General features: G+C 33.4%; 28 protein-coding genes. 8 read left to right on the forward strand and 20 right to left on the reverse strand.

Translation table 11 applies throughout. The features are described from left to right. The first annotated feature begins 123 nt into the window (after nt 1-123). The 6 genes from Q1A73_RS19295 to Q1A73_RS19320 are packed head-to-tail and all read left to right on the forward strand — an operon-like array spanning nt 124 to nt 5,063. Nucleotides 124-1,119 carry an NAD(P)H-dependent glycerol-3-phosphate dehydrogenase gene (locus tag Q1A73_RS19295; RefSeq protein WP_299608916.1) on the forward strand — a complete coding sequence of 332 codons (996 nt, stop codon included), beginning with the start codon at nt 124-126 and terminating at the stop codon, nt 1,117-1,119. Nucleotides 1,120-1,135: 16 nt separating this feature from the next. After that, entirely contained in the window at nt 1,136-1,597 is a 462-nt protein-coding gene (locus Q1A73_RS19300; RefSeq protein ID WP_299608918.1) for a nuclear transport factor 2 family protein, read from the forward strand. Between the two features lie 3 nt (nt 1,598-1,600). Continuing rightward, the gene (locus Q1A73_RS19305; RefSeq protein WP_299608920.1) at nt 1,601-2,449 is read left to right on the forward strand and encodes a sulfurtransferase; all 849 of its coding nucleotides are present in this window, start codon (nt 1,601-1,603) and stop codon (nt 2,447-2,449) included. A gap of 20 nt (nt 2,450-2,469) precedes the next feature. Beyond that, nucleotides 2,470-3,567 carry a glycoside hydrolase family 3 N-terminal domain-containing protein gene (locus tag Q1A73_RS19310; RefSeq protein WP_299608922.1) on the forward strand — a complete coding sequence of 366 codons (1,098 nt, stop codon included), beginning with the start codon at nt 2,470-2,472 and terminating at the stop codon, nt 3,565-3,567. Between the two features lie 26 nt (nt 3,568-3,593). Continuing rightward, nucleotides 3,594-4,298, forward strand: coding sequence for a zinc ribbon domain-containing protein (locus Q1A73_RS19315; protein ID WP_299608924.1), 705 nt, complete (start codon nt 3,594-3,596; stop codon nt 4,296-4,298). 60 nt (nt 4,299-4,358) lie between these two features. After that, entirely contained in the window at nt 4,359-5,063 is a 705-nt protein-coding gene (locus Q1A73_RS19320; RefSeq protein ID WP_299608927.1) for an SGNH/GDSL hydrolase family protein, read from the forward strand. 3 nt (nt 5,064-5,066) lie between these two features. Here Q1A73_RS19320 and dprA read toward each other — a convergent pair whose 3' ends face one another. Further along, complete coding sequence (dprA, locus tag Q1A73_RS19325) at nt 5,067-6,170, reverse strand: DNA-processing protein DprA (RefSeq protein WP_299608930.1); 1,104 nt, start codon at nt 6,168-6,170, stop codon at nt 5,067-5,069. Nucleotides 6,171-6,367: 197 nt separating this feature from the next. Between dprA and Q1A73_RS19330 the strand changes: the two genes are divergently transcribed. Further along, a complete protein-coding gene (locus tag Q1A73_RS19330; protein ID WP_299608933.1) occupies nt 6,368-7,411 on the forward strand; it encodes an SPOR domain-containing protein in 1,044 nt (347 codons plus the stop codon). Nucleotides 7,412-7,615: 204 nt separating this feature from the next. Beyond that, nucleotides 7,616-8,125 (forward strand): acyl-CoA thioesterase, encoded by a 510-nt coding sequence (locus Q1A73_RS19335; RefSeq protein WP_299608935.1) that lies wholly within the window; start codon nt 7,616-7,618, stop codon nt 8,123-8,125. Between the two features lie 3 nt (nt 8,126-8,128). On the opposite strand, the gene Q1A73_RS19340 is transcribed toward Q1A73_RS19335, so the two are convergent. From Q1A73_RS19340 to Q1A73_RS19425, 19 genes are all read right to left on the reverse strand, one after another. Continuing rightward, entirely contained in the window at nt 8,129-8,902 is a 774-nt protein-coding gene (locus Q1A73_RS19340; RefSeq protein ID WP_299608937.1) for a sulfite exporter TauE/SafE family protein, read from the reverse strand. Between the two features lie 7 nt (nt 8,903-8,909). Beyond that, nucleotides 8,910-10,124, reverse strand: a complete 1,215-nt coding sequence (locus tag Q1A73_RS19345) for a peptidoglycan DD-metalloendopeptidase family protein (protein ID WP_299608940.1) — start codon at nt 10,122-10,124, stop codon at nt 8,910-8,912. Between the two features lie 11 nt (nt 10,125-10,135). Next, the gene (locus Q1A73_RS19350) at nt 10,136-10,909 is read right to left on the reverse strand and encodes a DUF4292 domain-containing protein (protein ID WP_299608942.1); all 774 of its coding nucleotides are present in this window, start codon (nt 10,907-10,909) and stop codon (nt 10,136-10,138) included. Nucleotides 10,910-10,915: 6 nt separating this feature from the next. Further along, nucleotides 10,916-12,292, reverse strand: a complete 1,377-nt coding sequence (locus tag Q1A73_RS19355) for a tetratricopeptide repeat protein (protein WP_299608944.1) — start codon at nt 12,290-12,292, stop codon at nt 10,916-10,918. A 5-nt stretch (nt 12,293-12,297) separates the two neighbouring features. Next, nucleotides 12,298-13,314, reverse strand: a complete 1,017-nt coding sequence (locus tag Q1A73_RS19360) for a sugar phosphate nucleotidyltransferase (protein WP_299608946.1) — start codon at nt 13,312-13,314, stop codon at nt 12,298-12,300. A gap of 26 nt (nt 13,315-13,340) precedes the next feature. After that, nucleotides 13,341-13,775, reverse strand: a complete 435-nt coding sequence (dut, locus tag Q1A73_RS19365; RefSeq protein ID WP_299608948.1) for a dUTP diphosphatase — start codon at nt 13,773-13,775, stop codon at nt 13,341-13,343. A gap of 31 nt (nt 13,776-13,806) precedes the next feature. Then, nucleotides 13,807-15,258 carry an oligosaccharide flippase family protein gene (locus Q1A73_RS19370; protein WP_299608950.1) on the reverse strand — a complete coding sequence of 484 codons (1,452 nt, stop codon included), beginning with the start codon at nt 15,256-15,258 and terminating at the stop codon, nt 13,807-13,809. A 31-nt stretch (nt 15,259-15,289) separates the two neighbouring features. Next, nucleotides 15,290-15,808, reverse strand: a complete 519-nt coding sequence (locus Q1A73_RS19375; protein ID WP_299608952.1) for a hypothetical protein — start codon at nt 15,806-15,808, stop codon at nt 15,290-15,292. After that, complete coding sequence (locus Q1A73_RS19380) at nt 15,793-16,446, reverse strand: hypothetical protein (RefSeq protein ID WP_299608955.1); 654 nt, start codon at nt 16,444-16,446, stop codon at nt 15,793-15,795. The genes Q1A73_RS19375 and Q1A73_RS19380 overlap by 16 nt, the downstream gene beginning before the upstream one ends. 105 nt (nt 16,447-16,551) lie before the next feature. Continuing rightward, a complete protein-coding gene (locus Q1A73_RS19385) occupies nt 16,552-18,489 on the reverse strand; it encodes a hypothetical protein (protein ID WP_299608957.1) in 1,938 nt (645 codons plus the stop codon). A 189-nt stretch (nt 18,490-18,678) separates the two neighbouring features. Then, nucleotides 18,679-19,539 carry an ATP synthase F1 subunit gamma gene (gene atpG, locus Q1A73_RS19390; RefSeq protein WP_299608960.1) on the reverse strand — a complete coding sequence of 287 codons (861 nt, stop codon included), beginning with the start codon at nt 19,537-19,539 and terminating at the stop codon, nt 18,679-18,681. A 37-nt stretch (nt 19,540-19,576) separates the two neighbouring features. Further along, nucleotides 19,577-21,154, reverse strand: a complete 1,578-nt coding sequence (atpA, locus tag Q1A73_RS19395; RefSeq protein ID WP_299608963.1) for a F0F1 ATP synthase subunit alpha — start codon at nt 21,152-21,154, stop codon at nt 19,577-19,579. 77 nt (nt 21,155-21,231) lie between these two features. Beyond that, nucleotides 21,232-21,759 (reverse strand): ATP synthase F1 subunit delta, encoded by a 528-nt coding sequence (atpH, locus tag Q1A73_RS19400; protein ID WP_299608966.1) that lies wholly within the window; start codon nt 21,757-21,759, stop codon nt 21,232-21,234. Between the two features lie 8 nt (nt 21,760-21,767). Beyond that, entirely contained in the window at nt 21,768-22,268 is a 501-nt protein-coding gene (locus tag Q1A73_RS19405) for a F0F1 ATP synthase subunit B (protein WP_299608969.1), read from the reverse strand. Nucleotides 22,269-22,359: 91 nt separating this feature from the next. Continuing rightward, nucleotides 22,360-22,548, reverse strand: coding sequence for an ATP synthase F0 subunit C (gene atpE, locus Q1A73_RS19410; RefSeq protein WP_299608973.1), 189 nt, complete (start codon nt 22,546-22,548; stop codon nt 22,360-22,362). Nucleotides 22,549-22,584: 36 nt separating this feature from the next. Next, the gene (gene atpB, locus Q1A73_RS19415) at nt 22,585-23,658 is read right to left on the reverse strand and encodes a F0F1 ATP synthase subunit A (protein ID WP_299608976.1); all 1,074 of its coding nucleotides are present in this window, start codon (nt 23,656-23,658) and stop codon (nt 22,585-22,587) included. 122 nt (nt 23,659-23,780) lie between these two features. Further along, complete coding sequence (locus tag Q1A73_RS24610) at nt 23,781-24,158, reverse strand: DUF6168 family protein (RefSeq protein WP_366141476.1); 378 nt, start codon at nt 24,156-24,158, stop codon at nt 23,781-23,783. Between the two features lie 25 nt (nt 24,159-24,183). Next, entirely contained in the window at nt 24,184-24,411 is a 228-nt protein-coding gene (locus tag Q1A73_RS19420; RefSeq protein ID WP_299608979.1) for an AtpZ/AtpI family protein, read from the reverse strand. Continuing rightward, on the reverse strand, nt 24,383-24,799 hold the full coding sequence (locus Q1A73_RS19425) for a polymer-forming cytoskeletal protein (RefSeq protein WP_299608981.1): 417 nt from the start codon (nt 24,797-24,799) through the stop codon (nt 24,383-24,385). The genes Q1A73_RS19420 and Q1A73_RS19425 overlap by 29 nt, the downstream gene beginning before the upstream one ends. Nucleotides 24,800-24,823: the final 24 nt, after the last annotated feature.

Here is a 24,823-nt window from a genome sequence, read left to right on the forward strand (position 1 = left end):
GCTATGTCTTTTTCAATTCTATAATAACAGAACCAAAACATGTGCCAAAAACACAGGTAATTGATTATCAGATATTTAATTTGACTTGTATTTTCCTTATTTTTGAACTCACAATCATTTTACATGGATAAAGATTTAAAATTTGCTGTGATCGGTGGTGGTAGTTGGGCTACTGCTATTGTAAAAATGCTTACTGAGAACTTACCTCAGGTTGGTTGGTATATGCGAAGTGTATATGCATTAGAACATCTAAAACGCCAACAACACAATCCAAATTACCTTAGTTCTGTGGAATTCAAACTGGATCAACTTAAACTTACCAATGATATAAATGAAGCAGTAACATATGCTGATTACTTGATTTTTGCTATTCCTTCTGCATTTTTACATACAGAATTACAAAAACTAACAGTTTCACTGGAAGGCAAAGTCATATTTTCTGCTATTAAAGGAATTGTTCCTGAGTCTGGATTAATTGTAGGAGAACATTTTCATGATAAATATCAAATCCCATTTGATGATATTGGAGTTATTACAGGACCTTGTCATGCCGAAGAGGTAGCACTGGAAAGACTTTCTTATTTAACAATCGCTTCTAACGACGAGGAAAAAGCAAAAATTGTTGCGAAAAACCTAAGTAGTGAATATATCAAATGCAAAGTTAGTGATGATATTATCGGTACTGAATATGCAGCAGTTCTTAAAAATATTTATTCTGTTGCTGCAGGCATTGCACATGGATTAGGTTATGGTGATAATTTTCAGAGTGTTTTAATGAGTAACGCGATTCGCGAAATGAAGCGATTTATTAAAAAGGTTCACAAGATGAAGCGGAATATCAATGATTCTGCTTATTTAGGAGATTTGTTAGTAACTGGTTACTCCATTTTTTCTCGTAATCGAATGTTTGGAAATATGATTGGAAAAGGCTATACGGTAAAAAGTGCCCAAATGGAAATGAATATGGTTGCCGAAGGATATTATGCTGCAAAAACCGCCTATGAACTGGATGCTAATAAAAATACTCGAACACCAATCATTGATGCTGTACATGGAATCTTATATGAGAATAAGAATCCCAAAAAAGTATTTAAGAAATTAGCCGAAAAACTGGATTAACCAAATTAAAGAAACAATGGCAGACTATAAAGAACTTATTGAAACTTTTTATACTGGTTTAAGTCAGCAAAATGCTGATATCATGGTATCTTGTTATCACCCTGACATTGTTTTTGAAGATCCTGGTTTTGGACAACTTCATGGAGATCGCGCCAAAAAAATGTGGCAAATGCTATGCAAGAATGGTAAAGATCTAAAAGTGGAATTTTCTAATATTCAAGTTGATAATGAAAGTGGATCTGCACATTGGGAAGCATGGTATACCTTTAGTCAAACAGGCAGAAAAGTTCATAATCGCATAGATGCTAAATTTGAATTTAAAGACGGTAAAATCGTAAAACATACTGATGATTTTAATCTGCATCGTTGGGCATCACAAGCTATCGGATGGAAAGGAAAATTGTTAGGTGGTACCAATTTCTTTAAGAAAAAACTACATCAACAAACCAACAAATTATTAGATAAGTTTCAACCTTAACGTATGGAAACATTACAACTTCCTGGACTCATAGTATCTGTAGAATGGTTACATGAACATTTAGACCATCCTGATTTGGTAATTCTGGATGCAAGTATTAAAAAAGTAACTTCATCCAAAGAATCTTTAGCGCAGGATCTTCAGATACCAGGAACCCGATTCTTTGATATAAAAAAGTCTTTTTCTGATCAAGCTTCTCATTTGCCAAATATGCTTCCATCTGCAGAAGTTTTTGAAAAAAATTGTCAAGAACTAGGTATTAATGCTAATTCTAAAATCATCATTTATGATACGATTGGCATCTACTCTAGTCCAAGAGCTTGGTGGATGTTTTCTAGAATGGGTCACACGAATGTTGCAGTTTTAAATGGTGGTTTCCCAGAATGGAACAAAAATCAACTCCCCACTGAAAACAAGACAACTAACAATGTATTTAACATCGGGAATTTCGAAATAAACGATCGTTCCAAATGTACTGTTAACGCAAAAGAAATCCTATCTGAAATGAACGATCCAGATACATTGATATTGGATGCGCGTTCTTCCGGAAGGTATTTAGGTATAGAACCAGAACCAAGATCTGATCTTAAAGGCGGTCATATTCCCAATTCCCTAAACCTTCCGTACACCAAAGTTCTTGAGCAAGGAAAAATGCTTCCAGTTGAGCAACTTAAAAACATATTTGATGCTTTTGATATTGCCAATAAAAAACTCATCTTTAGCTGTGGTTCTGGAATTACCGCCTGTATTATTTTGCTAGCTGCTCAATTAGCTGGGTATACTAATCTATGGATTTATGACGGTTCCTGGACAGAATGGGGACAACTCACAGACGTTCCTATTGAATTTTAATCACAACCCAAACTTATACTATGCGATATCTTATCCTACTCTTTTTTTCTACATTATTTTTTAATACAACAAATGCCCAATCTAAAAAGTTTAGTCTACAAGACTTCTATTCTTATAATTCCGAATTAGAGTTTAAAGTAGATTCTATATACCGCTCTCTTTCGGAGCGACAACAGGTAGCGCAAATGATTATTTCTTCGGCAGGAGAATTAGGCAAACCTATGGCAACAGTTAAGAAACTTGCCGAAAGTAATTCGATAGGAGGTGTCGTGTTTCTAAAAGGAAGTAAGAAAACACATACCGAAAGTATAAACACCTTAAATGCAATTTCTACTAAAAACAAATCAATTCCACTGTTATTTAGCATGGATGCAGAACCAAGTTTGTTTGCTAGCAGAATAAAAGGAGCAAAAGATGTTGGAAAAACGATAGATATTAAAACTGAAGCACAATCGGACAAGGTTGTAAATACTATTAATACCGAACTTAGAGCCATTGGTGTGCATCACAATTATGCTCCTGTTTTGGATATTAGCGCTAGTAATGAAGCCATAAAATCCAGAAGTTATGGTAGCAATAAAGATTCTGTTATCACTTTAGCCAATCAATTTATTAAATGCACACAAGAAGGTGGAATTATTGCTACTGCTAAGCATTTTCCTGGTCATGGTTTAGTGAAAGGCGACACTCATAAGCAAAGCGTTTATATCGATGGACCATTACAGGAAGTTGCCAATTATAAAAAGATCATAGAAGATGGTGTATTATCAATTATGATTGCTCATATTACTATTCAAAATAACGAAAAGTACGGAACGGACGGTCTACCGTCTAGCTGTTCAAGAAAAATAATTACAGGATTGCTGAAGGAAGAAATGGGTTTTAAAGGTATTATTATTTCTGATGCGTTGAATATCATGAAGGCGGTTACTATTTTAGACAATGCTCCACTATTGGCCTCTAAAGCAGGATGCGATTTAATATTAATGCCTCAAAATGAAAATGCTACTATAAATGCTATTATTGCAGCCATGAAAGAAGATCCAGCTTACAAGAAACAAGTCGCAAAATCTATAAAAAAAGTATTGCGTTTAAAAGTATGTGCTGGGATCATTTAATAAATAATTCAAAATAAAAAGTAAAATTGATTCGTTGTTTAAACTGTGGAACAGAATATGAAGGTAACTTTTGTCCGAACTGTGGACAAAAAGGAACTGTAGATAAAATTACACTACCTTTCTTAATTAATGATTTCCTGTCCAGATTTATGGATATTGATAAAGGAATGTTGTTTAATCTCAAACATCTCACTCTTCATCCTAAAAAAACAATTTTCAATTATTTATTGGGTAAAAGAAAAAATGTACTTAACCCTGTAAGCTATGCATTAATTGCTACCTCCTTGTATTTGTTAATCACATCTCAGTTCGAAATACATTGGATAGAAAAAGTAGAATTGGAGAAATTTAAAGGGGCTGCGTACAATAATAGTTTTGAAGCAGGAAAAATCATTGGTACCTACACAAAATTCTTTTGGCTACTAAACATTTTGTTCCTTAGTATATTTTCAAGATTATTTTTTAAAAAGTTTAGTTTTCTGGAACATCTAGCTATGAACTGCTTTATTCATGGCCACACTACTTTATTAGGGATTCTCACTTTTATCCCTTTTAGATTACCAGTGGTTTATGATCCGTTTGTTTTTCTTTATCTCATCATTCTTAATTTTATGATATTTCAGAAAAAAGGCGAACGATTTGAGATATTTGTAGCGGCGTTTTTCTCAGTATTTTTTTCGTATATTCTTTTCTACATGGTTCCATTTATTCTAGTACTTATAAGTAAATAAAATTTCAAACGTTCCTTAAAGAGCCCGAGAGTTGGTAACTTTAGTAAAAAGTAATTTTCTATGAATAAAAACATTCTTTCCTTGTTACTTTTCGTACTTATTTTCAGTTGTTCTTCTGATGAAACTTTTCAGATTACAATAGAGGAAGAAGAACAGCCTGAAGAAATCCAGAGATTTTCATTTTTGGCGCTAGGAGATTCTTACACTATCGGACAAGGAGTTACGGAAAGTGAAAGTTGGCCTTTTCAGTTACAAAATGTTCTTACTTCAGAAACTCAACAAATTAAAGAAGTAAAGGTTATTGCGCAAACCGGATGGACCACTAGTAATTTATTATCCGCTATAGAAACACAAGATCCTGGAAACTATGATATTGTTTCCCTACTTATTGGAGTAAATAATCAATTTCAAAGAATAGACTTTACTGTATTTGAATCAGAATTTAATCTTCTACTAAATAAAGCTATCTCATTAGCCAATGGAAATAAAAAAAAGGTTTTTGTTGTGTCTATACCAGATTATGGAGTAACACCTTTTGGATCTAATAATAGCGATGTTATTGCAGAAGAAATAGATATGTATAATACATACATTCAACAGCAATGCGAGGCTCAGGAAATACCCTTTATAGATATTACTTCAATTTCTAGAAATCTTGGTGCTTCTGTAGGTGCTTTAGCTACAGATAATCTGCACCCAAGTGCCAATCAATATCGTTTATGGGTAGAAGAAATACTTCCTGTAGTTCAAGGAATTTTGGAATGATAATCAAACAGCTTCAAACAATTTTCCTGGCAATGGTCTGATTACTCCTTTAAGTTCCATATTTAACAGGGTAGAAGCTACTTTAAACGTTGGAATTTCACACTGTAACGCAATCACATCCAATAGCTCTTTCCCATTATTTTTTAAGAGATTATATATTTTCTTTTCATCTTCCTCTAGTTCTACAAACAATTGTCTTTGTATAGCTGGTTGTACTTTCTCTTCTAATTCCCAATTAAGCATATAAATTAAATCCGCAGCACTGGTTAACATATGTGCTCTTTGTGTTTTAATAAGCGTATTACATCCTTCACTTAATGGATCTCCCACTCGTCCTGGTACTGCAAAAACGTCTCTATTATAAGAATTAGCAATTTCTGCTGTTACCAAAGAACCGCCTTTATTAGCACTTTCGATCACAATAGTAGCTTCACTTACACCCGCTATCACACGATTACGACCTAAGAAATTCTTTCTGTCAAAGGTATCTGTGCTCCAAAAATCAGTATAAAAACCACCGTTTTCTTCAACTTGCTTCACATACTTTTTATGTGCTTTGGGATATATCTGATTTAATCCATGAGCTAGGCAACCTATTGTTTGTAAACCATGCTTTACCGCTGCCTTATGAGCTGTAATATCCACACCATAAGCAAAACCAGATATAATTACTGGATTTAACGGAACGAGTGTTTCAATTAACTCCTCACAAAAACGAACTCCATAACTTGTCACCTTTCTTGTTCCGACAATACTGATAATTTTTCTATTGTTAATATCAATAGTACCTCTGCTAAAAAGCACTACTGGTCCATCTAAACAATACTTCAATTTTTCGGGATATTCAATTTCATCATAAGCTGTGTATCGAATGTCATTATCCAGCATAAACTGTAATTCATTCTCTGCGGCTATTCTATTTTCTTTATTGTTTATCTCCTTAATTTTTACACTTCCAATACCATCAATCTTCAACAAATTAGTTCGCTTTTCTTTCAGTACTTCTTCAGCGGAACCGATCTCTCTAATCAATTTTTTAATCGAACTATCTCCAAGATTAGGTGTTTTCTTCAGCGTTAATAAGGCAATAATTTTTTCTTCGGTCATCTAATTTATTATAAGTCAGTACAAGAAACGAAAAAAATCAAAAATGTTAATAAAATCAAAGCTTCTACTTATTAGTAATGTCTATTTTTTTTAATTTTGATATACTCAAAAACAACCATATTTTGAAGATTCAATTCCTAATAATTTCGGAATAGGATTTATGAAAAATAAATAGATAGCATTTACGAGAGGGGATAATGAATAATACGGCAAAATACATAAGTGAATTATTATATAGATACGAATGTGTGATCTTACCAGGTTTTGGTGCGTTTTTAACAAAGCGTCAGCCTGCTATGATACAAGAAGCTACTCATGCTTTTTTTCCTCCTCAAAAAATAATTTCTTTTAATAGCCAATTACGAAATAATGACGGTCTTTTAGCTAATTATATGGCTACAGCCGAAAACATATCCTATACAGATGCTGTAGCAAAAATTCAGCGTTATGTTTTATGGTTAAACGATAAAATGTCCGCTGGTAATCGTATTGATTTAGAAGGAATCGGTTCTTTTTACACTTCTGTAGAAAATACGGTTCAATTTGAGCCTTCACAAGAAACAAATTATCTGGCAGAAGCTTTTGGTTTAAATTCTTTCATATCTCCTTCTATTATTAGAGAAGAGAAAATCAAGGCTGCGCTTCCTGAAACATCAACTATTGAGGTTGTAAGAGAAACTTATAAAGAGCAAGTTGAAGCTATTGAAGAAACTACTCCTATCGCGTTTACACCAGAAAAAAGACGTCAACGCCCATATTTAAAATACGCCGCTATTTTAGTTTTTGGTGCAGTTATGGGTTCTTTAGCATTACATCAAGTCAATACTGAGACCAATTTGGAAAATGATCGTATTACCATTAATGCAGAAAAGGAGATTGAAAATAGAATTCAAGAAGCTACTTTCGAAATTGCTAGTCCACTACCTGCTATTAATTTAAATATTATAAAAGCTGAAGAAGATACTGACGTTAAAGATTTAACTGCTAAAGAAACTACTTCGAGTTCTTCATCAAAATATCATATTGTTGCTGGTGCATATAGAATAAAGGCCAATGCTACTAAAAAGGTAAACAAGTTAAAATCAAAAGGTTTTGATGCTCGTTTGATCGGTGTAAACAAGTATGGTCTTCATCAAGTAGTGTATTATAGCTTCGAAAATCGTTTAGAGGCATTAAAAGCCCTTCGAAACATCAAAAAACAGGAAGATCGCCGTGCGTGGTTGCTTGTTCAAGACTTATAATTTTTCTTTAGTTTTCACTTTTCCCAATAATCCATTGCATATATAGTGATTGGATACCGGATTATTTTTATAAAGTACATTTATTTTTAGAAAAACTTTGAAATTTTGTCAATCCTTATAGGGTCCCAAAATATTAGTTTTATAGATTGATATAACCATAAGTTAATCTTACCTAGCTATCTTTGTCAAAAATTACCAAAATTCATGGAAGCTAGATACCCTTCAGAATCTCGAACTGTATTAACTGATCTTGTTTTACCAGGAGAAACGAATCCTTTAAATAATCTATTTGGAGGAGAGTTACTAGCTCGTATGGATCGTGCTGCAGGGATTGCAGCGGGTAGACATTCTAGAAGAATTGTAGTAACCGCGTCTGTAAATCATGTCGCTTTTAGTAAAGCTATCCCATTAGGAAGTGTGGTAACGGTGGAAGCAAAAGTTTCTCGTGCTTTTAAATCGTCTATGGAAGTCGTTATTGATGTTTGGATAGAAGATAGACAAAGCGGCGATAAAACGAAGGCTAATGAGGCGATATACACTTTTGTTGCTGTAAATGAAAGTGGAGCTCCAGTATCTATACCTCCTATCAAACCTGAAACAGAATTAGAACAACAACGCTACGATGCTGCACTGCGACGTAAACAGCTTAGTTTAGTTCTTGCTGGTAAAATGAAACCTGATGATGCTACTGAATTAAAAGCTCTATTTACCTAAACTCTAAAGAAAGCCAGCGCCTAAAGCTACAGAAATTAAGATTAACATAATTGCGACTACCACCTGCAAGAATTTTAAGGTAACTTTTTTGAGTAGTTTATTTCCTAAAAAAGCTCCTGCAATGGCAGATGCCGTAGCACAAACCACTAATTGAATATTATCACTAATACCAGATTGCGATACATTAGTGGCATATACACTCAACCTGGTAAAATCTACAAAAGTAGAAACTACTACAGCTGTTCCTATAAAAGCTTCTTTAGAAAGACCAGCTTTAATGAGAAAGGCAGTTCGCAATGCTCCCTGATTTCCAGAAAGGCCTCCAAAAAATCCACTAAGAAAACCTCCTAATGGCAATTTCTCCTCACCAAATTTTAACTTAGAGAAAAAGGGAACTAAATCCATACTAGCAAAAATGATGAGCAAGATGGAAATCACAAATTTTAAAGGATATACTTCAAATGTATTCCCAAATAGTGTATATATAAAAAGAGGTTTTACATCGGGAATTCGAAGCAATACCCAAGCTCCTATGAATGCCGCTATTACAGCGGGTATTCCAAAACGTACTAAAACGGACTTATTGGCATTCTTTCCTACCAAAAACAACTTAAATACATTATTGAAAAAATGTACTATCCCAGTCAAAGCGATGGCAATTTCTACAGGAAAGAAAATCATCAAAACTGGTGTAAGTATCGTTCCTAATCCAAAACCAGAAAAGAAGGTTAGGATTGAAACTAAAAAAGCCACAATCGAAACAATGATTATTTCCATGGTGTTATTACATTTTATAAATCCAGGATTGAGGATTTAATTTTTTTGTATCCTTAAAAATCAAAAATTTCATAATTGCACGACCTGTTCTGGGATTCACACGTACCTCACCAATACTTTGTTTTGTAGAAATTTTTTGACCTTCCTTTACAGAAATATTCTCTAAGTTGTAATAAACAGTAATATAATTACCATGTCTTACATGTACCAGCTTCCCTGCGTTTTTAAGTTGTTGAATCGCCATTACCTCTCCTTGAAAAATTGCTCTTGCTTTTTCTCCTGGTCTGGTTTCTAACTCAACTCCACTGCTATTTATCTGAATATTTGGAAGTGTAGGATGTGGTTGGCGCCCATATTTCTTGGTAAGTTTTCCTGTACCAACTGGCCAAGGAAACTTTCCTTTATTCGCAGTAAAATTATCTGCAAGCTTTTTATCTTCAGGAGTTAGCGCGAATGTTGTTGCCGAACCCTTTTTGGAAGCCTTCTTACCCGCTTTTTTATTCGCCTTTGCTATTGCTTCGCGTATTAATTTTTCAATCGCTCTATCGATAGCACTAGCTTGTTCTTGCTTTTTCTTTATTTCTTTTTTGTAGGTCCCTTCCTTTTTACGAATAGTTGCCATTAAGCTCTGCTGCTGCTTTTTTTCTTCTTTAAGCTGTTCTTGAGCATCTCTATTTTCTGTAATTAGCTGTTCCTTGTTCTTCTTTCGTTCTAGTAAGGTTTTATTTAAGGTCTGAAGCTCTTCTGTTCTTGTTTGTATTTGTTCGGCTTGTTCCTTACGATGTTCATTATACTGTTTCATATATTGCAATCGCTTATAAGCCTGCATAAAGTCCGTAGAAGACAATAAAAACATGATCTTACTGTTCTGAGACTTACTTTTATAAGATTTTATAATCATCTTCGCATAATCCTCTTTTAGGACTTTCAATTCATCCCGATAAGACCCCATTTTCTTGAGATTCGCATTAATCTCTCTGGTAAGAAGGTTAGCCTGTTGATTTGTAATTTTTATAAGATTTTGCCTTGTACTTATTTGAGAATTTAGGGTCTCTACTTCATCTAACACAGATCTTTCTTTGAGCTTAGTATCCGCGAGTAGCGCTTTCATTTCTTCGATTTGCGCTTTAAGACGACGTCGTTGCTCCTCTAACTGCTGCTGTTTTGTGCTTTGGGAAAAAGATGAAACACTTATCAATAGTGCTCCAATAATATATATCAACTGTTTTAACCTCATTCTATAGTTACTTCCTCGTATCCTGATGGTATTTTAAACGGAAAACTTACTTTCGCATTGTAATCTACGCTTCGATATTCAATTTCAATGATGGTTTTCGCAATTCCTTCGGTAGCCATGATATGAATTTCTTTTGGAAAGTCTTGGTTTCCTACTTTTTGATAACTTTTATAATTAATCAGTAAATTCCGGTTCTCCAACGGTTGCTTGAGCTGCTGCGAAGACATTTTAAAATTATCAGGATTTAGAATGAATAACCGTTCAAACAGTTCTAGTTCCTTTTTAGGTTGTAATCTATATTTTTGATTTTCTATAGAAGAAGTATATTTTTCATCTTTTAAATCGAATAACGCTTGACCCAATAATAATTGCTGTACTTTTTCATAGTCCAGATCCGTCCCTAGCCAATCGCTTAAGAGTTTAAAATCACCTTCAAAAAAAGTGTTATTCACCTTTTCGTAATAGCTCACTTTCTCTGGAGTAATTAATGCTTTGGCTAGAGTAATCCCTAAAAGCTTAGCGCTTACCCATATCTTCTTGTCTTTCTCTAGGCGTATAGTGACATTAGGGCTAAATGACTGTTTCCCATCATTATATCTAACTTTAACCCTAGCATTAAGTGTGGAAAAATTAAAATCATTAGAATAATGATTGGAAATAATCTTATCTGCTTTTAATTTCTTAATAGAAGTTCCAGAAACCGCCTTTGTTCCTTTACAAGAAGTTAATATAACCATAGAAAAGCATAATAGATAAAATAGTCTATTCATTATTCTCTAAGATTTTTTTTTAAGTTGAATTGATCGGTCTTTATACTCTTTGGCTTTGGTTTCATTACCCATCTTCAGATAGGCCTCTCCAATTTGATCATAAAAATCCGATTCCATTTTAAAATCATCTATAATATAATCCATTCCAATACTTAAAATATCGATTGCTTCTTCGTAATCATTTAAATTTATTAGAGAAACACCACTTACTAAATAAAGAATAGGTTGTGATGGATATAATTCTATAGCTAATTCACTTCCTGCTTTTGCTTTTTCATATCTCTTAAGATCTAATTGCAACAACAACATTTTTCTTAAAATTCCAAAGTTACTGGCGTTATCTTTAATCCCTCTTTCGTAATAGTTTAATGCCAACTCCTTTCGATCCTTATCGAAGAAATAGTTTCCAATCTCTGTAAACACTTTACTATTCCCTGTATCCTCAGAAAAAACCTTGGTTACTTCAACCAATTTGGCCTCATATACCGGATTTTTATCCACATAAATCAGAAAATCATTGATCACCTTATACTTTGATTCTTCATCAACTTTATCGCTTGATAAAACGATCTTCATTGATTTAATAGCTTCATCAGGCATTTGATCATCCAAATAGAACTTATAAAGTGCTAGATGGGCCAGTTCTGATTTTGGCCGTTGTTCTAAAAGTAATTGAGCCGTACCAAATGCTTTTTCCACTTGATTATCCTGACTATAGAGATAAATTAGATTCAAGTAATTTTGTTCTTCTTTTGGATTCGTTGCAATCTTTTCTTGTAATCTTGTTATCTGTGAATTAGGATTACTAATTTTTAAAGATATTTTCTTTCGCAATTTGTGCCGATAAGCATCTAATCCAAGTTCCTCTATCAACTCATCCACTACTCGTAACGCATCATCATATCTAGATTCTAAAAAGTAAAGATTTGCTAGTTGTTCTTTATACATAGTATCAAAATCAACTAATTTTTCGACTACTTCCACTGATTCTGTGTATTTTCTCTGCGTAAAATACACCTCGAAAAGTAACTCTAACACATACCTGTCGTTTGGTCTTTCTTCTAATACTTTTTTAAAATTATCTGCTGCTTTATCGTATTGCTTTAACCCTAAATAATTACTTCCTAACTCATAATATAAAACAACTGGTTTTGGATTTGCTTCTATACACCTGTCCAATGCATCAATTGCTTTTTCATAATTTGTAATTGCCCTTTGTTTTAAGGCTTCAAAAAAACTTTCTCTGAACACATCTGACACGTCTCCCAAGTCATCTAAAATCTCTATCTTTTTAAGTGATTCTATTTCTTGGGAAACAGCATTGTTCGCCATGGCAATAGCGAATACAATGCTCAATCCGATATGTCGATATAGTTTAATCATTCAAATTATTCTAATGTAGAATAGTCACCAATGCTAATCGTAGTATATTTACCATCATAATAAACGTGATTACCAATCATAGCATTGTCTAAGTTAGCATTTTTTATGACAGTTTGGTTCTGTATTAAGCTATTTTTAATTTCACTATTTTCGATGGTACAACCATCACCAATAGAAACGTTAGGCCCTACCGATCCATTTGCAATGGTAACACCTTTACCAATACAACAAGGAGGTATGATAGAAGCATTTTCTAAAATAACATCACTACTTACCAAATTTTCGCCATCTTTTTCCAAAAAACCTAGCATTCTAGTATTGGTTTCTACAGTAACATTTTTGTTTCCACAATCCATCCATTCATCTACCTGACCTGTAACAAAAACCTTACCATCAGCCATCATTCGTTTAATTCCATCATTGATCTGATATTCTCCACCATTAATAATATTATTATCTAATACGTGTTGTAATTCATTTTTTAGCACTCCAATATCCTTAAAATAATAGATTCCTATCACCGCCAAATCTGAAACAAACTCTTTTGGCTTTTCTACTAATTCTACAATTTCTTTCTTCTCATTTAGTTTAACAACTCCATATGCTTCTGGTTGATCTACTTGTTTTACCCAAATTACCGCATCTGCATCTTTATCCAGATTAAAATCTGCTCGTATTAATGTATCTGCATAAGCAACTACTGCTGGACCTGTTAAAGAATCTTTTGCACACATAATAGCATGACCTGTACCTAACGGTTGATCTTGCCTATATATCGAAGCCTTTGCCCCTAATTCTTCTGCCAGTGCTGTCAAACTTTTTACAACATCATCTCCAAAAAAAGCAGGATCTCCTAATACGAAAGCTATTTCGTCTACAGGTTCGCCCAACACTTTTGCTATATCCGAAACTAATCGATGTACTATTGGTTTTCCTGCTACAGGGATTAAAGGTTTAGGAACAGTTAATGTATGAGGTCTTAATCTAGAACCTCTTCCTGCCATTGGCACAATAATTTTCATTATTTACGTATTTTTTGATTGGTTGATTATTTAACTCCTGTGCTTCCAAAACCACCTTCTCCCCTAGTAGTTTCGGATAATTCATTTACTTCATTCCACTCGGCTCTCTCATGTTTTGCAATTACTAACTGCGCCACTCGCTCTCCATTTTCTATTACAAAATCTTCATTGGATAGGTTTACCAAAATCACTCCTATTTCACCTCTATAATCTGCGTCTATAGTTCCAGGTGCGTTTAATACTGTGATTCCTTTTTTAGCTGCTAACCCACTTCTTGGGCGCACTTGAGCTTCAAAACCTACAGGAAGCTCTATAAATAATCCTGTCTTAACAATTGTCCTTTCTAAAGGTTTAAGAGTGATAGGCTCACTTATATTAGCTCTCAAATCCATTCCAGCAGAAGCTATGGTTTCGTAATGAGGTAATTTATGAGATGATTTGTTGATGATATTTATTTGCATATCTATTTTTTTACACTTCTACTAAGCGTTGTTATCTTTTTAATAATTGCTTTATTTCATTTTTTTCCGAAGCATACAAAATTACTAAAAACACGAGTAAGAGCGGGACAGAAATTATATAATTACTATCAAATACGTAAAATGAAATTATCGAAAAACTAATTGATAATATCATATACCCTCCTATCTTTTTTAGATCATATGGGATCGGATAATATTTCCTTCCTAAATACCAAGATATCATCGTCATGCTACCATAAGCTGCTAAGGTAGCAATAGCTGAACCAACGTACGTGTATTCTGGAATTAATAAAAAGTTAAGGACTAATGTAATGAACGCTCCGAAAACAGAAATATACGCTCCAAATTTGGTTCTATCCGTAACTTTATACCAAACCGAAAGATTATGATAAATACCTAAACAAAAATTAGCCAATAAAATGAATGGTACAATCTTTACTGCTTCCCAGTAAGACGGATCTCTTAAAAACTGACTTTTTAAAATATGAACAAAAACTATGACAAACAGAAATATAAAAGACCCTAAGATTACAAAATACTTAGTTATTTTGGCATAGGTTTCGGGAGCATTTTTATTAGCCGCATAATTAAAAAAGAATGGTTCTATTCCTAATCTAAAAGCCGTAGCAAACAAGGTCATAAACAAGGCCAGCTTATAGCAGGCAGAATATACCCCAACCATATGTTCAGCTACATCTTCTGGTAATAAAAAATCCAAAAGAATTCTATCAAATGTTTCATTTATAGAATATGCAATACCCGCTAAAAGAATAGGCATGGCATATTTCATCATTTTTTTCCACAATGCCATATCAAAACGATACGATATTTTAGTATAAAATGGCAACAGTACCACTAATGCAAAACCACTGGCTATGAGATTTGAAATAAATATATAGCTGATTTCATAATCATCTTTACATATCCAATTAAATATAGAAAAGTGAAAAGAAAGTTCTTTAAGATAGAGTAAGAAAAATATGTTAAGTCCAAAATTAATCGCCACGTTGGTAATTTTAACAACAGCGTATCTAATCGGACGCTCTTTGGCCCGTAACCAAGAAAAAGGAATAATTACTAAGGCATCTAATAGAAGTATCCAAATAACTAGGTTGATATACTTAAGATCGATATCAGTCCAAGCAGCAATTTGATGTTTTAGCAATAGCGCTATTATTAAAAATACTATGGATGAAATGGCAATAGATATTGCCGATGTGCTAATTACATTTTCCTTGTTCTTTTCCTTATTAAAAAACCTAAAAAAAGCGGTTTCCATTCCGTAAGCAAGAATCACATTAAATAGGACAAAATATGAGAAAATAATGGAAACCTTTCCGTATTCTTCTGTTGGGAGTTGATTTGTATATAAGGGTACTAAAAGAAATGACAACATGCGCGGAAGCACTGTTGCCATTCCATATATAAAAGTTTGTTTAAAAAGTTTCTGAAAAATTCCCAATTGCAAATTATTAAGGCTCTAAAATACGATTTTATTGCCTTGGTCTTGCTTGCATTGGATATGCTTTCAATTCCTTTTCTGGTAATTCATCTAATCTAAAGTACCCTTCTTTACCGGCCTTAGTATAGGCTACAATACATTCCCCTTCTTTAAGAGCAAACGGTATTTTTTCTTCTGTTTGAGGAGCTTTATTACCATATTCTTTTTTAGAATCCCCATTCATAATCAAATCTCTTTCTTCACTTTGAGGATCCTTATATTTACCACTATACAAAGACTTGTTTTCATCGAAACGAAGTTCTACCTTTTTTCCCTTGAAATAAGCTGTATTCAAAACCATATCTGTTTTACTCTTAACAGGAAAGTAAAGTATAAAGCCATATCCGCCACCTCTAACTCCAGAAACCCATTTCTGAAAGTAAGGAGAGCTTAATTCAACAGGAGCTGTTTTATCAATTTTTTGACTTGTTGCACACTGTGTAAAAGTCAGTAAAATTCCTAAAAGGCTAATCTTTGTAAGCAGTTTTTTCAAATTTATTCTTTGTTCCATTTTTCTTTTAATCGTTCTCGATGTTTTTCTTTCATTCTTTTAATATCCCTGGTATTGAAAACAAAATTCATTCCAAGATTAAATGCCACTCCAGAAAACAACTTGGTATCTTCTCCATTTGTAATATTAAGTCCATACATATAAGGAAGCCCAAATTCTAACTCTAGACATTTTGCAAATTTATAATTTATTCCGGCACCAGCAGTAAATAATAACAAACCTCCGTTATTATCTTCTATTGCAACATCTGCAGGATCATTTGCTTCATATCTAATCGCTCCAAGACCAATACCAGACTCTAAATAAAAACTAAATTTCCCACTATTAATTGCATGCTTTCTAAAAGAAGGTATAAAACCATATGCCTGAACCTCTGCATCTCTTCCATTTTCTTGTTCAATATCCTGTGGTAGTAATACAAAAGCTGAAGTATTTATAGCAAAACGTTCTGATAAATAATAAGAAAGACTTGGTCTAGCTGCAACACCACTAAATCCATTACTCAAATCCATAAGTGGAACAGCCGCAATTCCCATTTTTATATCACCAGCTTCATATAAGGTTTCTGACTCCTGAGCATCTATAGTGCCAATACCTAGTAAAATAAGTAATAACGTACAAAGTTTAAATCTTTTCATTTTTCTTTTTTCCTCTAAAGATAAACAATGCATATTGTCTTTATCATAAAAAAAATAAAAAACCCCTTACTGTTCAAGTAAGGGGCTAGTATTCTAATAAAAAAACTATTGAAGATTAAACAATAATCTTCCAGATCCTGTTTGATTACTATAGCCAGCTACTTCTACATAATAGCTGCCAGGAACCAAAGATCCATTAATTTCATAATAATCGCTACCATTCAAATAGTTTCCGTTACTATCATATAAATAGATATAATCATCATAACTTTCATTTACAATTTGGAAAGCATAAGACACTTGAGCTTCTACGGTAAATTGATATCTGATTTTTCTATCCACTTCGTTTGTTGTGTTAAAATCAAATGATTGATCATAAGGAGTAGATAAAATACCAAGATCCACATCCGATTCGTTAGAGTTACTAAGAATCATACTGATTGTTCCTGAAATATCATTATAATTCTGATTCTCAATTTCTAGATAGTATGCTCCTGGATTCAGATTCTCACCATAGATATCACGATAACCACTATTAATATAATTATTATTGCTATCGTACAAATTCATATATGTTCCTATTTGCGTATCGAAGTAATAACCAACAGATTCATTAATCTCGAATAAGAGTCTAATCTTACCATCTGGCTCGTTTCTAGCCACTGTAAAATCTGTAGAATTACTGTATGGTGTGTTTAATACTCCTAAATCAATGTCTGTTTCATTTGGGTCGTTTAAAACCAAAGTAAAAGAGCCAGGTTCTACATTGTTATAATAGTAATGATATACTTCTAAATAATAAGTACCTGCCTGAATAGTTTCTAATGAAGCTCTTCTATATCCTGAGGCTATAAAATAGCCATTTGCATCCTTGAGCTCAAAACTAACATCGATATCAGAAAAAACTGAAAAACCAGTATCCTCAGTGATCTCAAAAGTATATCCAATTCTATTATCTGGTTCATTATTTTGTATATCAAAGTTTATTACTTCTTCATAAGGAACCGATAGTGTATTAAGATTTACGTCTGATTCTTTAGGATCCTTAAGAATAAATGTTACCGTACCAGATAAGGTAGTATTGCTATAATAATCTCCTACTTCGAGGTAATATGTTCCAGGACTTAATGATTCTCCTGAAATTCTCTGTGAGCTTCCAGCGATATAATTTCCTTGATCATCAGATAATCTAAGCTGTGCATACTCATCAGATCTAATTACATATCCAATATTTTCATCTATTTCGAAAACATATCCGATTTTTCTATCCACTTCATCTTCATTAATAGTATAAGCTAAAGCATTGCTATAAGGTAATGCAAGCGTTCCTAGCTCAACATCTGTTCCTCTAAAATCAAAACTTTTGGAAATCTCAGTTATTCCACCATCTCTATCATTTGCTACAACTTTAATAATAATTTCTTCATCAATATACTGAGCGTAGTTATTATTATAGTATACAGAACCCAAACCATCATAATCATCAGAGCCAATAATATAACCCTCTTTGATAATTAGATCGTTTAGATAGACATCGTACGACAAGATATCATCATCTTCGTCAATAGCAGGATACCAACTTACTTCTAACCAATTGTAGTTTGAAAAATCAAAATTAATAGTAGAAAATTCAAATTCTCCCGGATTTCTATTCACAAAGACATTTCGTTTCACTTCGGATTCTTCAGAAACACCTCCATTGGTATCATATGCTTTGATGTTTATTGTTAATTCTAAGCTTAATCCTTTTTGTGAATTTTTTGAGTTATCATCTATAAGGTCTGACACATCATATATTAGTGATAATTCTGTAGTTCTGTCGGCTGCAACTCTACCGTTAATAACTACATCATAGGATAGCTCATCGTTATTAATATCCTCAGATTCATTCCAGCTTATTCTCACCAAAGTTCCTTCGGTGACTTGAGCTTCAATATTCGTCACTTCCATCGGAGGAAGGTTCCCAATAGCGTCGTCATCATCCCCACATGATACTATTAGAACAATAAGACATAGGTAAAAAAGGTTTACAATTTTTCTCATAAAAGCGGTTTTAAAATTAATGTTTAGTACTTTATGGTAAGTACCATAATCAGGGAAAATGTTACCCCAAAAAACACACTTTTATGAATATTTTTTTGAAATCACAGGAAATAAAAAAACCTGACAAAAATCATGTCAGGTTCTTTCCAAAATTCTATATTTTTAAATTTCTTATTGAGAAATTTATTTTTAATTATTCAATGCTTCAGCTCCACCAACGATTTCAAGGATCTCATTAGTAATTGCTGCCTGTCTTGCCTTGTTATATTGCAACTTAAGGCTATCTCTTAATTCTGTTGCATTATCCGTAGCTTTATGCATGGCTGTCATACGCGCTCCATGTTCTGAAGCAAAAGAGTCACGTATTGCTTTATACAATTGCGTCTTAAGAGACTTAGGAATTAATTGCTCTACAATTTCTTCTTTTGACGGCTCAAAAATGTAATCCACATTGTTATTGCTCTCTCCTTCAATTGGTTTGATTGGCAAAAACTGTTCTGTTGTTACAATTTGAGTAGCAGCGTTTTTAAACTTGTTATATACTAAAACTACCTTGTCATAAGAACCATTGGTAAACATTTCCATTAACTCTTGTGCAATATCTGCTACGTTGGCAAAAGTAAGATCATCAAAAACTTCACTTTTATTGGAAACAACGGTATGCGTTTTAGATACAATATCATTTACCTTTTTTCCAATTGCTACGAAATCTACCTGCTTACCCGCATATACATTTTCGTACAAATCTTTAGAAGCTTTAATGATATTAGAGTTAAAAGCTCCTGCCAAACCACGGTTAGAAGCTATTGCTACAACTAAAACTTTATTTACTTCACGTTGTTCAGAATATGCACTGCTACTATCTCCTTCTAAAGAAGCACTTAAACTTTGTAATAACTCAGTAAGTTTATCTGCATAAGGACGCATAGCGGTGATCGCCATCTGTGCCTTATTCAACTTTGCTGCAGATACCATTTTCATAGCACTGGTAATTTGCATCGTTGAAGATACAGAGGTAATTCTACTACGTAATTCTTTTAAATTTGCCATCTTGTATAATTATGAATTCTGAATTCAGAATTATGAATTATTTATATTTTGCTGAAATTTCTTTACAAGCAGAAAGTAATACATCAGTTACTTCATCAGTAAGTTTTCCAGCTTTTAAAGTATCCAAAGCATCTCTGTGCTTAGCATTTAAATACTCGATATAATCGCTTTCGAATTCTTTAACCTTATTTACAGGAACATCCTTTAATAAGTTCTTAGATCCAGCGTAAATAATAGCAATTTGATCTTCCACTGTGTAAGGATCATTTTGCCCTTGCTTTAGGATCTCTACATTACGCTTACCTTTTTCAATTACATTCAAGGTAGCAGCATCTAAATCAGAACCAAACTTCGCGAATGCTTCTAATTCACGGAACTGTGCTTGATCTAATTTTAATGTACCCGCTACTTTCTTCATTGATTTAATCTGAGCCGATCCTCCTACACGAGATACAGAAATACCTACGTTAATTGCTGGACGAACACCAGAGTTAAATAAATCAGAAGTTAAGAATATCTGACCGTCTGTAATAGAGATTACGTTTGTTGGAATATACGCCGAAACGTCACCTGCTTGCGTTTCAATAATTGGTAACGCTGTTAGTGAACCACCACCTTTAACTTTATCCTTTAATGAATCTGGAAGATCATTCATATCTTTAGCGATACCATCATCTGCAATAACTTTTGCAGCACGCTCTAATAATCTAGAGTGAAGATAGAATACATCCCCTGGATATGCTTCACGACCTGGTGGACGACGTAATAATAATGATACCTCACGATATGCTACCGCTTGTTTTGATAAATCATCATAGATGATCAAAGCAGGACGACCAGTATCACGGAAATACTCACCGATTGCCGCTCCAGCAAATGGAGCATATACCTGCATTGGAGCAGGATCTGAAGCATTTGCAGCAACAATTGTTGTGTATGCTAACGCTCCTTTATCTTCTAATACTTTTGCAATATTCGCTACAGTAGATGCTTTTTGTCCTATTGCAACATAAATACAGTAAACAGGCTCACCAGCATCATAAAATTCTTTCTGATTAAGAATTGTATCAATACATACTGTTGTTTTACCTGTTTGACGGTCACCAATTACCAACTCACGCTGTCCTCTTCCGATTGGCACCATCGCATCAATTGATTTGATACCTGTTTGTAATGGCTCATTTACTGGCTGACGGAAAACTACACCAGGTGCTTTACGCTCCAATGGCATCTCAAAAGTTTCACCATCAATAGCTCCTTTTCCATCAATTGGATTTCCCAAAGTGTCAACTACACGTCCAACAATTCCTTCTCCTACATTTATAGAAGCAATTCTTTGTGTACGTTTTACAGTTGCACCTTCTTTTACCTCTGTTGAAGCTCCTAAAAGTACTACCCCAACATTATCTTCTTCAAGATTCAGTACAATTCCTTCTAATCCAGAATCGAATTCCACTAATTCTCCATACTGAGCGTTAGACAATCCGTATACTCTGGCGATACCATCACCAACCTGTAATACTGTACCTACTTCTTCTAAAGAAGCTGTAGCTTCAAAACCAGATAATTGTTGTTTTAATATTGCTGATACTTCAGCAGGATTCACTTCTGCCATTTTATAATAGTTTGTAAAAATGAGACTACATTCTCATTTCCTTATTATTAAATATAAATTATTGAAATAATTAAATATTAATTACTCAATTCTCTTTTTAAACTTGTTAGTTTATGTAAAATACTTGCATTATACTGCAAGTCTCCAACTCTTAAAATAAAACCACCAATAATATTCTCATCGATGATATTTTCTATAGTCGCTTCGTTACCTGTCAACTCCTTTACTTTTGCAAGTACTTTTGCTTCCAAATCTTTACTTAAAGGAACTGCAGTTGTTACTTTTGCGATCTGAGTGTTCTTTAACTGATCAAATAAAATCGAATATTGCTTAGCTACGTTATCTAACAAATCAACTCTTTTATTTTCTATTAACACATCAAAAAGCTTTTGAGTAAGATCCCCTGCATTCTTAAATACTTCACGTAAAGAAGATAATTTCACCTCACTCTTTATTAAAGGACTATTCAAAAGCATTTTCAAATCTTTACTGTTATCCACAGTATCGATGATAGTTAGCATATCTTTCTGAACGTCTTCGGTAGCCTTTTTGTCCTGAGCTAAACTCAACACTGCTTTAGCATAACGTATTGCTGCTCTACTCATGTTGCTTATTAATTTAAAGTAACATCACCAAGCATAGAATCAACCAATTCTAATTGCTTGTCTTTGTTTGATAATTCGTTTCTTACTACTTTTTCTGCAATCTCCACAGAAAGACCAGCTACCTGATTTTTTAATTCAGCTAGTGCAGCTTTCTTTTCACTTTCTATAGTAGCTTGGGCCTGAGCAACAATTTTATCAGCTTCTGCCTGAGCTTCTGACTTAGCATCAGTAATCATATTTTCTTTAAGCTGTCTTGCTTCTTTTAACATCGCATCACGCTCAGCACGTGCTTCATTTAAAATACGCTCATTATCTGCCTGAAGATTTTGCATTTCCTTTCTTGCAGCTTCTGCAGATTCTAATGCATTTTTAATTCCTTCTTCACGATTATTAACAGAATCTAATATAGGTTTCCAAGCAAACTTTCTTAATAAGAAGATTAGACCTACAAAAATTAAAATCTGCCAGAAAAAAAGACCGAATGAAAAATCGTTTAATAACTTTTCCATATGTAATGTTTTACTCTATTATAGTTAATTTTTAATCAGTAAACTAAGATTATAACCAACCGTTATAATCTTAGTTTGCATCATTTGGATATTATGCGAATAACGCAGCAAATCCAATACCTTCAATAAGTGCAGCTGCAATAAGCATAGCTGTTTGGATTTTTCCTGAAGCTTCTGGCTGACGAGCGATAGCGTCCATCGCCTGACCACCGATTCTTCCGATACCTAATCCTACACCGATTACTATTAGACCTGATCCTACAATTTCTGGAATTGTCATAACTATATAATTAAAAATTAAACTTCAAATTAAATTTTAGTGATGTGCTTCTTCATTAGCCATACCGAAATATAGCGCTGATAACATCGTAAAAATATATGCTTGTAATGCTGCCACCAATAATTCTAATATCGACAACACAAATGCTAAACCAAATGATAATGGACTACCAATCCAACTTTTAAACAAGAACATCATTCCAACAATACTCATGATTACTACGTGTCCTGCCGTCATGTTCGCATATAAACGAATCATTAGGGAGAAAGGTTTGATAAAAACCCCCAATAATTCAATTGGAGCTAAGACAACTTTCATAAATGTTGGCACTCCAGGCATCCAAAAGATATGTCCCCAATAGTTTTTATTTGCTGTAAAATTGGTGATTAAAAATGTTAATAATGCTAATCCAAATGTAACTGCAATGTTTCCTGTAACATTTACTCCTAGTGGTGTCATCCCTAAAAGGTTTAATAACCATATAAAAAAGAAGATAGTTAACAAGAAACTCATGTACTTTTTATAGTTATGCCCAATATTTGGCTTTGCAATCTCATCTCTCACAAACAGCACTAAAGGTTCTAGGAATCGTCCAACTCCAGAAGGCATTCCGTTGTTTTTCTTGTAAGACTTAGCTAAACTTCTAAACATAAAGAACATTAGCAATCCTATAAGAAGCATACTCACTACATTTTTTGTGATAGAAAAATCTAGTGGCTTTTCGTTAGTAGCATGGTGATCTTCATCATAATTGATGGTTCCTTCTGCGTCTGTTTTATAAATTTTGCTGTGATATAACTTGTAATAGTTACCATCAACCTCTGCTACTGTTTCTCCGTGGTGGAATTTTGAAGAAGAAAACACTTTTAATCCATTATCCCAAAGAATAACTGGTAGTGGAAACCCATAATGTTTTCCTGACTCTTTATCAGAAAATAAAGTAAAATCGTGTGAATCTTGAAGGTGATGATCGATAAACTCTTTTATCTCAGCTTTTAAACCATCTTTTCCTTCTTTTTCTGCTATTTCAGTATCTTTTGCTGCCAGATTCAAAGAGCTAAGAATCAAGGCTAAAGTCATAAAAATTCTAACTACACTTATTTTTTGCATTCTAAGTCAGATTTCGGTTCCTAAATTTCGGTGCAAATGTACACAATTAAGTTAGATTCTTAAACTATTTTATACAAATAAGTAAAATAAGAAAAATAAAAAAATAAATTGCTGATTTACAGTTATTTAATATTATTCAAAATTTTGGAAACAAAAAGCACCTCCAAAACCAAACTGACCAGATATGGAATAAAAAAGTCTAGAAAAACACTTTTGTCAATTTCGAGACTATTAAATTTTGTAAACGCTAAAAAAAGACCAATCTTCAAAAAACTGCCTGCTAAAAATATAAATCCAATTTGATCCTTTAACTTTTTCAGCAGCAATATGATAGCGATTACAAGACAAAGTGTATATATCCCGTTAAATATATATGAAAAGTTTAGAATGTTCGTCTGATTTTCTAAAGTAGCAGTGCTTATTAATGTACTATGAACAAAATAAGTAATTGTAAGAACAAGTAAAAACAGAAGCGAAAACTTTGGTAAACTTTTGGGCATTTATGATTGAGATTATAAGGTAATACTACTTCTCTGAATTATTAATTTTATTCAATTGCTTAATTACCAAATAAAGTGATGAAGCTACTCCAAAGAGAATAAAACCCATTGTAAACCATTTTTTTTCTAACAGATAATATGCATCGAGCCTTTTACCGACATAAGCACATAAAAATATGATAGCTCCCATTTGAAAAGCTATTCCAGTAAGTGCTAGATATTTTCTAAGCTGATTTCCCTTGTTTTTGTCCATCAGTTTTACCTAATGATTTTACGCCGCCTTTCATCACACAAGAAGCATTAAAAGTTGCTCCTGGCTCTACAGCAAGCTTACCAACAGAAACTTCTCCTTCTATATGCGCCGTTGGTTTTAGTGATAAAGTCCCTGAAATTTGAAGATTACCTGAGAACTTTCCTTCAAAATCTGCATCAGAACACTCTAACGTCCCCTGAATGTAGCCTGATTTTCCTACCACTACTTTTCCGGTTGTTTTGAAAGTTCCTTCGATAGTCCCTTCTACTCTAAAACCACCTTCGGAAATAACATCTCCTACGATTTTAGTTCCTTCTGAAATTTTATTCTGGTTTCTGGAAAAATCTGTTGGACCTTGGTCTTTTCCTTTTTTATTGTCTGAAAACATACTAATCGGGGGATTAAATAAATT

It is taken from the genome of uncultured Aquimarina sp. (assembly GCF_947492115.1).
Taxonomy (GTDB): domain Bacteria; phylum Bacteroidota; class Bacteroidia; order Flavobacteriales; family Flavobacteriaceae; genus Aquimarina.